The 13215-nt window shown below is 36.2% G+C and carries 12 protein-coding genes; 7 read left to right on the top strand and 5 right to left on the bottom strand.

Annotated features, from left to right (window positions below):
- Positions 1 to 3: 3 nt before the first annotated feature.
- Entirely contained in the window at positions 4 to 1356 is a 1353-nt protein-coding gene (locus DSM02_RS02625; RefSeq protein WP_128764179.1) for a Na(+)-translocating NADH-quinone reductase subunit A, read from the bottom strand.
- A gap of 243 nt (positions 1357 to 1599) precedes the next feature.
- Between DSM02_RS02625 and DSM02_RS02620 the strand changes: the two genes are divergently transcribed.
- The 5 genes from DSM02_RS02620 to DSM02_RS02600 all read left to right on the top strand — a co-directional run bounded on the left by DSM02_RS02620 (position 1600) and on the right by DSM02_RS02600 (position 6771).
- The gene (locus DSM02_RS02620) at positions 1600 to 2859 is read left to right on the top strand and encodes a type IX secretion system plug protein (RefSeq protein WP_128764178.1); all 1260 of its coding nucleotides are present in this window, start codon (positions 1600 to 1602) and stop codon (positions 2857 to 2859) included.
- A 99-nt stretch (positions 2860 to 2958) separates the two neighbouring features.
- Positions 2959 to 4194, top strand: coding sequence for a DUF3667 domain-containing protein (locus DSM02_RS02615; RefSeq protein WP_164918212.1), 1236 nt, complete (start codon positions 2959 to 2961; stop codon positions 4192 to 4194).
- Between the two features lie 2 nt (positions 4195 to 4196).
- Positions 4197 to 4583 carry a Co2+/Mg2+ efflux protein ApaG gene (apaG, locus tag DSM02_RS02610; RefSeq protein ID WP_128764176.1) on the top strand — a complete coding sequence of 129 codons (387 nt, stop codon included), beginning with the start codon at positions 4197 to 4199 and terminating at the stop codon, positions 4581 to 4583.
- Positions 4584 to 4715: 132 nt separating this feature from the next.
- Positions 4716 to 6341, top strand: coding sequence for an L-glutamate gamma-semialdehyde dehydrogenase (gene pruA / locus DSM02_RS02605; RefSeq protein ID WP_128764175.1), 1626 nt, complete (start codon positions 4716 to 4718; stop codon positions 6339 to 6341).
- 151 nt (positions 6342 to 6492) lie between these two features.
- Entirely contained in the window at positions 6493 to 6771 is a 279-nt protein-coding gene (locus tag DSM02_RS02600) for a hypothetical protein (protein WP_128764174.1), read from the top strand.
- A gap of 54 nt (positions 6772 to 6825) precedes the next feature.
- Here the strand turns inward: DSM02_RS02600 and rsmG are convergent, their stop codons facing one another.
- Positions 6826 to 7455 carry a 16S rRNA (guanine(527)-N(7))-methyltransferase RsmG gene (gene rsmG, locus DSM02_RS02595; protein WP_128764173.1) on the bottom strand — a complete coding sequence of 210 codons (630 nt, stop codon included), beginning with the start codon at positions 7453 to 7455 and terminating at the stop codon, positions 6826 to 6828.
- Between the two features lie 140 nt (positions 7456 to 7595).
- Here rsmG and DSM02_RS02590 point away from each other — a divergent pair, with 140 nt between their 5' ends.
- Together DSM02_RS02590 and DSM02_RS02585 are read left to right on the top strand one after the other, a co-directional pair.
- A complete protein-coding gene (locus DSM02_RS02590; protein ID WP_128764172.1) occupies positions 7596 to 8702 on the top strand; it encodes a fatty acid desaturase family protein in 1107 nt (368 codons plus the stop codon).
- 15 nt (positions 8703 to 8717) lie between these two features.
- Positions 8718 to 9914, top strand: a complete 1197-nt coding sequence (locus DSM02_RS02585) for a pyridoxal phosphate-dependent aminotransferase (protein ID WP_128764171.1) — start codon at positions 8718 to 8720, stop codon at positions 9912 to 9914.
- A 73-nt stretch (positions 9915 to 9987) separates the two neighbouring features.
- Here the strand turns inward: DSM02_RS02585 and DSM02_RS02580 are convergent, their stop codons facing one another.
- The 3 genes from DSM02_RS02580 to DSM02_RS02570 form a co-directional block, all read right to left on the bottom strand.
- Positions 9988 to 10548 (bottom strand): fasciclin domain-containing protein, encoded by a 561-nt coding sequence (locus DSM02_RS02580; protein WP_128764170.1) that lies wholly within the window; start codon positions 10546 to 10548, stop codon positions 9988 to 9990.
- A 93-nt stretch (positions 10549 to 10641) separates the two neighbouring features.
- Positions 10642 to 11619 carry a YpdA family putative bacillithiol disulfide reductase gene (locus DSM02_RS02575; RefSeq protein WP_128764169.1) on the bottom strand — a complete coding sequence of 326 codons (978 nt, stop codon included), beginning with the start codon at positions 11617 to 11619 and terminating at the stop codon, positions 10642 to 10644.
- Between the two features lie 83 nt (positions 11620 to 11702).
- Positions 11703 to 13211: a TrkH family potassium uptake protein gene (locus DSM02_RS02570; protein WP_128764168.1), complete on the bottom strand. Its 1509-nt coding sequence runs from the start codon at positions 13209 to 13211 to the stop codon at positions 11703 to 11705.
- Between the last annotated feature and the right edge of the window lie 4 nt (positions 13212 to 13215).

The raw sequence follows: 13215 nt of genomic DNA, 5'->3' as shown, positions 1-13215 counted from the left end.
CTTTTATCCTATTTCTTCGTGCATTAAATCAAGTCCCTTGCGAATGATTGCCTGGTGTGGTTGCTTTGACACACATACAAATTCGGTAAGTGCAAAATCTTCAGGAGCTACTTCATACATACCTAACGCTTCCATTGCATCAAGATCTTGTACCATACAAGCCTTAAGCAATTGAAGTGGGTAAATATCAAGAGGAAAAACCTCTTCATAATTACCAGTCACCACAAATGCTCTGTGTTCACCGTTTGTATTTGTATCTAAATCGTATTTCTTATTTGGGAATAACCAAGAGAAGGTTAATGCTCTAGAAGAAGAAATTTTATTAAAAACAGGTTTATTCCATCCAAAAAGTTCATAATCATCACCCTCAGGGATCACAACAAACTCATTGTGGTAGTATCCTAGATGACCATCTGCTGCAACTTGATTTCCGGTTAAAACATTCCCGGAGATCATTCTCACATTGTCATTATTAATACCTGCAGAATACGCAAAAGTAGAAACCTCTGCTCCTATTTTTGTTTTGTAATATTTTGGTGCTTTAACCTCAGAACCAGAAACAGAAATAACACGCTCTGGGTTGAATTTACCGGTAAGGAAAAGCTCTCCTATTACAACAAGGTTTTCTGGAGTAATTGTCCATACAGTCTCCCCTTTATTTACCGGAGCAATCTTGTTAATCTGCGTACCTACGTTACCACTAGGGTGTGGGCCAGAAACAGTATGCATCTCAACTTCACTAAGATTTTCAAAAACAGAGTTTGAAACCTTAGCAACACCAAGATAAACTTTACCAGAAGTTAGCTTGCTCAACGCAGTAATTGCGGCCTGTAATTGCGCTTCTTTTCCTTTTAAACTAAAGTTATAATCAGGAGCCAAAGGAGCACTGTTGTGACCAGAAATAAAGACAGCATCAGGAGTAGTTTTTGTACTCGCGATGACATCATAAGGCCTCTGCTTAATAAATGGCCATAAGCCAGATTCTAGCATACGCTCTTTAATGGCTTCTGCACTTGCGGTATTGACATCAATGTTTGAATGCACTACAGAATCCTCTGTACCATCTGCTTCAATAACTAAATGTGTAATAACACGCTTGGCGCCTCGTTTGATTTCAGTGAGTGTTCCACTAACTGGTGAAACAAATTTGATGCTCTCATCTTTCTTAGCATAGAAAAGTGGCTCTCCTGCTTTAAAGCTAGTTCCTTCTTTAAACAGCATCTTTGGAGTTACAAGATGAAAATCTGAAGGCTTGATCACATAGGTTCTTGATTTGGGTGCATCGGCAATAGTTTGCTCGGCTTCACCCACTAACTTAATATCAAGACCCTTTTTGATCTTAATGTCTTTTGACATAGGAAGTATATGTTAAAGTTCTTGTTATCCTCAACCCTTTATATGCTTGAATTGAGGTGTGCAAATTTACAAATTTTAGAAGCTTATAACACAAACAATAATATAAAAATCTGGCGGGATAATTTTTGTTACATTTGAAGGCGCTCAAACCGCTTATAACAACTAGTTTTATCTCTTATTGAGACTGTTTCCAAATAATGTTTGACGCCAGTAAATTTGCTTCATTACACTTGAATTTTTAAAATGAAAACGTTTTCGGTTTATTGCATGTTATTTTTCTTCGTAAAAGGGTTTGCTCAGGTAGCAACAGAAACTCCTGCTCCAGCCTATATCAAAACCGTTCAGTTTTATGGAAATACAGCGCAAAGTCAATTGCCGTTGTTACGACTGGGTGACCCGTTAAATTTAAGTTTTGATGATATAATAGGTGATGAAGCTGACTATTACTACACCATCACGCACTACAATTACGACTGGACCCCTTCAGTTCTTGCAAAAACCGAATATCTAAAAGGTATTGATGATATACGTATTATGGATTATACAAATTCTGTAAGCACACTTCAACTTTACACTCATTACGAATTACAGATACCCAATCAGTATACTACTGCTATTGTAAAATCTGGAAATTATTTATTGCAGGTTTTTGATACAGATGATGAACTTATTTTTTCTAGAAAATTCATGATCTATGACCCTCAGGTAACGGTGGGTGTAGAAATTTTACGTACACGAAATCTAGAGTTTATCGAACAGAAACAAGTTGTAAATTTTAATGTGGACTCCGGCGAATCTGTTTTGATCAATCCAGAAAAAACTATAAAACCGCTTATCATTCAAAACAATAATCTCAATAATACCATATCTAACCTTACTCCACAATACAATATAGGCAACCAACTTCAATATCGTTATGATGAAGAAGCTTCGTTTTATGCCGGCAATGAATTTTTTGATTTTGACAATAAAGACATTCGGGCAGCAACAAATCGCGTACAGTACATAGAGCTCATCAATCTTTATCATAATTATTTATATGGAAATACCACCCGTGCAGACAAGGTTTACACCTATAACCCCGATCTTAATGGGAATTTCGCGATCAATACCATTCAAGGAAATGAGCCTAAAGTAAATTCAGAATATGCCTGGATTCATTTTAGCTTAGATCACCCCATACGCCCTGAAGATGAAGAAATTCATATCTATGGAAATTTCAATAATTACACTCTCGAAGAGGCGACTAAAATGCTCTACAATCCAGAAAGCGAGCGCTATGAACTAGCTTTATTACTCAAACAAGGATATTACAACTACAAATATACCGTCACAAAAAATGGAGAGAAGCTACCTTACAATCCTGTTGATGGAGACTTCTGGCAAACCGAAAACAATTACGATGTGCTTATTTATTACAAACCACCGGGAGGTCGTTTTGATGAACTCATAGGAGTAGGCAACGCTTTATCTACTTCAATATCAAACGTGCGTAGAAATTAACAACACGATTTACTCTTGTGAAGTTCTTAAAAATCAAGTTTAAAGGGAGACCGTAGTATTTTAATCTCCATTTTAGAATAATCGTTTTATATTTAGATTGTGAAAGAAAAACTACAACAATCTTCTCGAAAATCACTCAACTACCGCGGTAACGAATGCCTCAACTGCAATCACCCCTTAGATTTAAGTGACCGTTATTGCCCCTATTGTGGTCAATTAAATTCCACAAAAAAGATTTCGCTAAATGATTATTTTGGTGAATTTATTATTAGCGTAGTTAATTACGACTCCAGATTTAGATACACCATAAAAGACTTGCTCTTCAAGCCAGGTGTTATCACACGTAATTACGCTAAAGGACAGCGTATGCGTTACGCGAACCCTTTTAGATTTTTCCTAAGCGTAAGCATCATCTACTTTCTTTTAAGCGGTTTTTTAGACTTTGTAAAAATCAATGAAGTAGATGCTAATAATCAATCGCTGAAGAACATTTTTAATTTAAATGTCAACTCTGAGAATCCAGAAATACCATTTGATTCTATTAGCTATTATAAAGAGCTAGGTTTAAAAGTTAAAGATAAAGACAGCCTTAAAAGGCTACCCTTTGCATATATAAGAGAAAGCAGCTTAGATACTATTAACTTTTTTAAACGAACGACTAGAAAATTTAATTTATTTCAAGACTTCTCAATCAAAACTAAAATCAAGAGTCCCGCACAAGCTATGGACAGTCTTGATTACTCAAAGACCAGACTCAATATTTGGATTTATGAAAAAGAGAAAAGTTTTGAACGAATACTAGATAATCCCATTGAATTTGCTAAATATCTTACCCAAAAAATTCCTCTATTCTTATTCTTTCTAGCACCTGTTTTTGCCTGCTTCTTTTTATTGATTTACTTTAAAAGATATTCTTTCAAATCTATTCTATCAGAGCTTACAAACACTTCAAACCCTAAGCTTCTTCGTTTTTTTAAAATACCCTATCTAGGTAGAATATCTCTTTATTTAATTGCCGGATTCAAAAAATTATTCATCGTAAAGCGCAATTATAATTATATGGAACACGTGATTTTCATTTTCCATATTTTCACATTTCTGTTTTTAGTATTAGTGCTCTTATTACTTCCTGAATATTTACTGAATGGAGATTCTCTTTCTGGTATTTTTATAATATTTGTAGCTCCATTTTACTTCTACAAAGCGCTGCGTAACTTTTACCAAGAAAGCCGATTACGCACTATTATTAAGTTTTTCATATTAAATATTGTATTTTTAATGCTAGGAACATTTGCAGGAGCACTGTTTTTTATACTCACTGCAGCTTTGTATTAAACATGGTAGAACAAGTCACAAAAGGCATACGCGTATCTGTAGATACCTATTTTGAAGGTTCTTTCACAAAGAACAATGAAATATTTTATGCGTTTGGCTACCGGGTAAGTATTACAAACAATAGTCAAGATACTGTGCAATTACTTAGCAGATCCTGGTTTATCTATGACGCACTCAACGTGAGAGAACAAGTAGTGGGAGAAGGCGTTATAGGAAAAAAACCTGTATTAAAACCCGGCGAGACCCACACCTACAATTCTGGTTGTTTACTCAAATCTCCTTTTGGAGCTATGAACGGCCACTATACAATGATTAACTTTTCAAACTCTGGTCAGTTTCAGGTAATGATTCCTACATTTAAACTGAGTGCTACACACGTTCTCAATTAAGACGTACATAAAGCCAAATTCACCTTATATTTTTTAAAGAAAATACACCCCCCTAGCATTCAGGTGTTGCCTTTATTATTTTGTAACTTCCGCGGCTTAGAATTCAATAAGAACACAAAAAAATAAACAACTATGTCAAAAGGATTTTTTGAAGTACCGGTTGCTATAAACGAGCCTGTTAAAAGCTACGCTCCCGGAACTCCAGAACGCGAAGAAGTATTAAAAACTTACAAAGATTTATACAACAGTACAGTAAATGTGCCTCTATATATTAATGGTGAGAAAATAGAAACAGGAAATACACGTACGATGTCTCCTCCTCACGATCACAAACACACATTAGGAACATACCAATTAGCTGAAAAATCTAATGTAGAAGATGCTATTTCTGGAGCTCTTGAAGCTCGTAAGAAGTGGTCACAAATGCCTTGGGAACATCGTGCAGCAATCTTTTTAAAAGCTGCAGAATTAATTCAAGGTCCTTACCGTTATAAAATTAATGCAGCTACAATGCTTGCGCAGTCTAAAAATATTTATCAAGCTGAGATTGATTCAGCTTGTGAGCTCATTGACTTTTTACGTTTTAATGTACAGTATATGAGTGAGATTTACACAGAACAGCCAGAGTCTTCTTCTGCAGCTTGGAACCGTGTAGAACATCGTCCATTAGAAGGGTTTATTTACGCGATTACTCCATTTAATTTTACTGCAATTGCCGGGAATTTACCTGCAGCTCCTGCTCTTATGGGCAACACTGTTGTCTGGAAACCTAGCGATAGCCAGGTGTATTCTGCACAAGTAATTATGGAAGTTTTTGAAGAAGCTGGTGTTCCTGAAGGTGTTATCAATATGGTAACCGGTGATCCTGCCATGATTACTGACACGGTATTGGCTAGTCCTGATTTTGCTGGGGTTCACTTTACAGGTTCTACTCATGTATTTAAAGACATCTGGGCAAAAATAGGTGCAAATATTCACAACTATAAAACATACCCACGCATTGTAGGTGAGACTGGTGGTAAAGATTTTATATTAGCACACCCTACAGCAAACCCTAAACAAGTTGCCACTGCTATTTCTCGTGGAGCATTTGAATTTCAAGGTCAGAAATGTAGTGCTGCAAGCCGTGTTTATGTAGCAAAATCAATATGGAATGAAGTAAAAGATTTCCTTTTAGAAGATATTAAGTCTTTTAAAATGGGATCTCCGGAAGATATGAGTAACTTCATCACTGCTGTTATTCACGAAGGCTCTTTTGACAAATTAGCCAAGTATATTGATCAAGCTAAAAATGATTCAGAAGCAGAAATCATTGCAGGTGGTAACTGTGACAAATCTACTGGTTACTTTGTAGAACCCACTGTTATCTTAACAACAAATCCTAAATATACTACGATGACTACCGAGCTTTTTGGCCCGGTTGTTACGATTTATGTTTATGAAGACGAAAACTGGAGCGAAACTTTAAAACTAGTTGACGATTGTGAATATGCGTTAACAGGTGCTGTTTTAGCAAAAGACCGTTACGCGATCACTGAAGCTACACAAGCATTACAAAATGCTGCCGGTAACTTCTACATCAACGACAAGCCTACGGGAGCTGTTGTAGGTCAGCAACCATTTGGTGGAGCAAGAGCTTCAGGAACAAACGATAAAGCAGGTAGTATTCTTAACTTACTAAGATGGGTTTCTCCACGTCTAATAAAAGAAACATTTGTAACTCCAGCAGATTACAGATATCCTTTTTTAGGAGAATAAATACCCTCTTTAAGTACTTTAAAAAGCTACCAGTAAATCGGTAGCTTTTTTATTACGCGCTTCTCAAAGTTAACTTAATGTTACGTAAACGTATTTTTAAGGTTAATTGAATCTATTTTCTTATCTTTACTTTATATAAAATATCATGACTATGACGACGGAGGATAAAAAAATGTATGTACTGAAAGTGAAATATTCAGTTATAGATGTTTCCAAAAAGAAGAGTAACAGAAAGATAACACGCAAGAAAGAAAAGTTGTATCTAGTGCGTGATCCTGAAAGTATTGATGAAAAACTTAAAGAATTAGAAGATTCTTTATTAGAAATCGATCAAGAAGAACGCACCACACTCTTAAACAGAGCACAAGAATTTTTGAGAAGTTTTGGAACCAGATGTAACAGAACGTACTTAAATATGCTTAGAACTTAAAACAAAAAAAGCGACTTAAATAGTCGCTTTTTTATGCTTTAATGTGCGCCAATTTCACCCTTTATACTTTAAAGGAAGATGGACCACTTTTTTAGTCTCATAAAATTCCTCGTCAAAATAATCCTTTAGGTTATAGATTTTTGAAGATGTATACAGCGCTAACTCTTCAGTGAGATCCCCGCCTTTAAGGTAAAGAATTCCGTTTTTCAATTCGTGCTCACTTTTCTTAGCAATTTTTCCTTTCACCCATCTCACAAAAGTTTCCATCTGAGCTACTGCTCTACTCACGATAAAATCATACTGACCATTAATATTTTCGACGCGGTCATTCGTAACTTTTACATTTTTAAGTCCTAATCCTTCAGAAACTTCTTCAACCACTTTTATCTTTTTACCGATACTATCAACCAAATGAAACTGAGTTTCCGGAAAAAGTATAGCAAGCGGAATACCCGGAAAACCACCCCCTGTACCAACGTCTAGTATTGATGCTCCAGACTTAAAAGCTTGCACTTTAGCAATTCCTAATGAATGTAAAACGTGGCGTAAATAAATTTCATCAATGTCTTTTCTAGACACGACATTGATTTTAAGGTTCCAGTCTTGATATAATTCATTCAGCTTCTCAAACTGAAGTAGCTGATTATCATCTAGATCTGAAAAATAATGCTTAATAAGTTCCATATTCAACTTTTATAGCAACAAAATTAGGATTTAAGGCGTTAAATTAAGGTATTTACAGACCTTAAAAAGATATAAATCTTATTTTTGAGGTTGCATTGTAAACACCCTCTAAAGTGTTGCTTACATAAAGCAGAAAGTTTATGGAAAATATTAAAACAATAAAATTTTCAAGAGTAGATTCGGCTAAGTTTTTCCGAACACTCAACAAGCGTGTTAACACGTATTTCAAAGAAAATAATGTAGAACGCACCGGTAACTGGAAACTGTATTTCAAAACTGCCGTGATGTTCTCTTTATTTCTTGCTCCTTACTTCATACTCTTAACATTAGATCTTCCGGGCTGGGCTCAACTTTTATTAACCATTGTTATGGGAGTAGGTATGGCCGGCGTAGGTATGAATGTTATGCATGATGGTAATCACGGCTCTTTTTCTAAGAAAAAATGGGTTAACAAAATCATGGGTAGCAGTATTTATATCCTTGCGGGAAATGTTTATAACTGGCAGGTTCAGCATAATGTATTGCACCATACCTACACCAATATACACGGTCACGATGAAGATTTAGAAGCAGGAAGAGTGCTGAGGTTTTCTAAACATGCTCCTTGGTATAAGCACCATCGTTTTCAACACTATTATTCAATTTTTCTTTATGGACTTTTAACTTTCAACTGGGCGATTACAACAGATTTCCTTCAGATGAAGCGCTATTTGAAACGCAAGCTTTCTTATGGTGAGTTTCCGAATCCTAAATTAGAATGGACAAAACTTGTTATCACAAAACTTATTTATATAAGTATCTGGATCGTCCTTCCTATTCTTGTTTTGGATGTTGCCTGGTGGAAAATACTAATTGGCTTTTTTGTAATGCATTATACTGCCGGGGTAATCCTAAGCGTTGTGTTTCAATTAGCGCACGTTATTGACGAAGCAGATATGCCATTGCCAGATCAATCCGGAACGATGAAAAATACCTGGGCAATTCACCAGTTATTCACCACCGTTAATTTTTCAACAAAAAACAGAGTTGTAAACTGGTTCACCGGCGGACTTAACCATCAGGTAGAGCATCATATTTTTCCACACATTAGCCATATTCACTACACTAAGATTTCTAAAATCGTTCGCGAAACGGCTAATGAATTTAATTTACCATACAATGAGTATAAGACTACACGCAAAGCGATTATTGCTCATTTTAAATATTTAAAAGAGATGGGGATGCAACCCGCTCTTCAATCAGCTTAATTTTTACATTTTTAAATGGAAACACTTACCAATCAACTATCTGACCGAATTAATAATTTAGCAGCATCTGCTACACTTGCTATGGCTGCAAAGGCTCGTGAATTGCGTGCTGAAGGCAAAGACATCATAGGTCTTAGCCTTGGAGAACCAGACTTCAACACGCCAGATTTTATCAAAGATGCCGCTATACAAGCTGTAAATGACAATTACAATTCATACACTCCCGTAGACGGATATGTAGAATTGAAAGACGCAATTATTAATAAATTTAAGCGTGATAATAAATTAACTTACGATCGTTCTCAAATCGTAGTTTCTACTGGAGCAAAACAGTCTTTATATAACGTAGCACAGGTATGTCTTAATCCTGGAGACGAAGTGCTTTTACCTTGCCCTTACTGGGTGAGTTATTCAGACATTGTACAACTTGCAGAGGGTGTTCCGGTTGAAGTTGAAACTTCTTTGGATACCGATTTTAAAATGACTCCAGAACAACTAGAAGCTGCTATTACTCCTAAAACAAAAATGCTTTGGTATAGTTCTCCTTGCAACCCAAGTGGATCTATTTACAGCGAAGCTGAATTGCGCGCTCTTGCAGATGTACTTCAAAAGCATCCTCAAATCGTTGTGGTTAGTGATGAGATTTATGAGCATATTAATTACGTAGGTGGTCATGCGAGTATGGCTCAGTTTGAAGATATGTATGATCGCGTAGTTACTGTAAATGGTGTTGCAAAAGCTTTTGCTATGACCGGATGGAGAATAGGTTATATTGGCGCTCCTACTTACATCGCTCGTGCTTGTAATAAAATACAAGGTCAGGTTACCAGTGGTGCTAACTGTATCGCTCAGCGCGCAGTGATCACTGCTCTTGAAGCTCCTGTGAGCAAAATTCAATATATGGTTGATGAATTTAAAGAGCGTAGAAAATTAATTCTAGGTCTTTTAAAAGACATCGAAGGTTTTGAGTGTAATGAGCCAGAAGGTGCATTTTATGTATTCCCTAATATTTCTCACTATTTTGGAAAAACCTTAAACGGCACGACAATTAACAACGCTTCAGATTTTGCTTTATACATTCTAGAGCAAGCAAATGTTGCTACCGTTACCGGTGAAGCATTTGGAAACCCTAACTGTATACGTATTTCTTACGCTGCGAGTCAGGATCAAATTAGAGAAGCTCTTGCTAGAATAAAGAAAGCTGTTTCTTAATTTCAGCATTCATATAACAAACAAAAAGCGACCTGTTTAGGTCGCTTTTCTTATTTCATAGCTTATCTGAATTTTACATTTCAGGAAGGAGAACCGTATCAATTACGTGAATAACACCATTTGATTGGTTTACATCAGCGATAGTTACAGTTGCAATATTACCGGCCTGGTCTTTAATTTTAACCATACCTCCATCAATCATTCCCCATAGTTTTTGACCGTTAACGGTTGTCCACTCAGCAGTTCCTCCTGCATCTTTAATATCTTTCATAATATCTGCTGCAGAATGCTTTCCTGCAATTACGTGATACGTAAGTACACCTTGTAATGCTGGTCTGTTTTCTGGCTCAAGAAGAGTAGCTACGGTTCCTTCTGGTAATTTGTCAAAAGCTGCATTTGTTGGAGCTAAAACAGTAAAAGGACCATCACTTTGTAAAGTCTCTACTAAATCTGCGGCTTTCACTGCAGCTACCAGAGTTGTGTGATCTTTTGAGTTTACTGCATTCTCAACTATATTTTTTGTAGGATACATTTCTGCTCCTCCTACCATTTTAGTTTCTTGTGCAGTTACAACAGTTGTTGCAGTGATAAATAATGCGATAAAAAGTGTTGATAGTGAATTTCTCTTTTTCATAGTGTAAGTTTTTTTTTAGTTACAGTTACACATACGAAACAAATTCATTAAAAGGTTTTTGTAATACATTCCTTTAGGAAAATATTAACTAAACTAAGCCATCTGAGAGATTTTACTTTTAAGATGCTCTAAGATCATATCTGCATGAACACGTGTGTTTTCTATAAACAATTTACTTGTTTTGAGCCCACTATTAATAACACCGGCAACATAAACATTGGGTAACGGTGTTTCTAAAGTTTCTGGATTATGAATAGGCTTTTTATGATTTTCCTCATCTACAGGAATTCCTAAATTTTCAAATAAGGAATAATCTGGCATATACCCTATCATTGCCAAAACAAAATCATTTTCTATTTCAACCTCACCTTCAGGAGTATTCAACACAACAGAATGAGGTTTAATTTCAGTTACCGAAGTTTCAAAATATGCATTGATAGAACCTTCCTTGATTCGATTTTCGATATTTGGCTTGATCCAATATTTAGTTTTAGGGTAAATCTCATTACTACGGATAGCCATTGTGACCTCAGCACCTTTATAATAAGTCTCCAAAGCTACATCACACGCCGAATTTGCAGCCCCAATTACTAAAAGCTTTTGATTCACATACGGATGCGGACTATCATAAAAATGCTTAACCTTAGGAAGATCTTCTCCCGGAATATTCAATTTACGAGCGGTATCATAGAAACCTGTAGAAACAATTACAGCTTTAGTATTAAACTGCTCTTTTGGAGTATCTAGAATATAACCACCTTCAATTTGTTGCATTCCAGATACAGGCGTATAGAGCCGTACATTTAATTTCCAACTCTCATAAACCCTGCGGTAGTACTCTAAAGCTTCTTTACGTGTAGGCTTATCATTATGCGCCACAAAAGGCACATCACCAATCTCGAGCAGGTTTGAAGTCGAGAAAAAGGTCATCTGTTCTGGGAAATTATAGAGAGAGTTTACCAGCACTCCTTTTTCAAGAATGATGTAGTTGAGTTTTGCTTTTGTTGCTGCAATACCACAGGCTAAACCTATAGGACCACCACCTATTATAATGAGATCGTAATTTTTCAAGACACTATTTTTTTTTGTAGAATTTTAGCTTTAAAAAAGTCTCTTTAGGCTTTAATTCTAATAAGCAGTAAAGTTAAACGTTACTAGCGATTACGCCAAAAGAACGGCGTTAACAGTATCAAAACAGTAAACAGCTCCAGACGACCTATCATCATTAAAAATGCACACCACCACTTCCCTACTAGTGGCAATGCATCAAAATTATTAACCGGACTCAAAATTCCAAATGCAGGACCTACATTACCTAGCGAAGAAGCAGAACCTCCCAAAGCGGTTGCAAAATCGAGACCTAAAGCCGCAAGACCGCAAGCACCTATGATCCATGCTAGTAGGTATAATATGAAAAATCCTAATATATTAAATACAATTTCTTTAGAGACTGCTTTACCATTATGACGCACAGGAAGAATTGCATTAGGATGCAACGTACGCTTAAACTCAAGCACGCCATTTCTTACAATCATCAAATGCCGTACAACCTTAATACCCCCTGAAGTAGAACCGGCAGAACCTCCTAAGAACATCAATCCAAAAAAGATTACTGTCGCAAAAGGTGCCCACATTGTGAAATCTGCTGAAACAAATCCCGTGGTAGTAATCACAGAAATCACCTGAAATAACCCGTGCCTTATAGCACTCTCATATTTTCCTAAAACCATAGGGTGGTCTATCGAAGAGACTGAAACATCTGCACGCAGTATAATAATGAGAACCACTAATATTGTAAAACCTACCGTAAAAGCTGTATACAATTTAAATTCCTCGTCTTTCCATACGGAGCGTAATTTTCCTTTAAAAGCGAAATAACTGAGTATAAAGTTTGTACCTGCTAGAAACATAAATACGATGATAATCCATTGTATCGCGGGATTATCATTCCAGTAAGCAACACTGGCATTCTTTGTACTAAAACCACCAGTTGACAGTGTACTCATCGCATGATTGATTGCATCAAAAAAAGACATTCCTGCAATTTTAAGCAAAATGGTTTCGGCCACCGTATACCCAAAATAAATGAGCCAGAGACGCTTTGCAGTATCTGTAATTCTGGGATGCAATTTATCTGCATTAGGCCCTGGAGCTTCCGCAGCAAAAAGCTGCATTCCACCAATTCCCAACAAAGGAAGAATCGCAATAGCAAGTACAATAATTCCCATACCACCTATCCAGTGCGTAGTACTACGCCAAAATAGAATTCCATTAGGTATGGCTTCAATATCATTTAAAATAGATGCTCCTGTGGTTGTATAACCACTCATCGTTTCAAAAAAAGCATTTGTAAAAGAAGGGATTGCTCCAGTAATCAAATACGGAAGACAGCCACTCAGCGACATAAAAATCCATCCAAAGGTAACAACAACGTATCCTTCTCGTTTTTGAATTTCCTTTTTATGATCTCGTGTGAAAAACATAAAAAGCATTCCCAAAAATAATGTGATCAGCCCCGAAGAGATTATCCCCAATGCTACTGAAACATCATCATAGAAATAACCTACTAACGCAGAAATAAGCATAAAACCGCCATTGAAAAGCAGTAATACACCCATTAGGTGAAAAATGATCTTGTAATTAAGTCTGACTCTGTTAGGCATGTAG

This window comes from Leeuwenhoekiella polynyae, from assembly GCF_004104075.1.
Lineage (GTDB): Bacteria > Bacteroidota > Bacteroidia > Flavobacteriales > Flavobacteriaceae > Leeuwenhoekiella > Leeuwenhoekiella polynyae.
The sequence above is the reverse complement of the archived record's forward strand: the minus strand, read 5'-3'. Positions and strand labels throughout refer to the sequence as shown.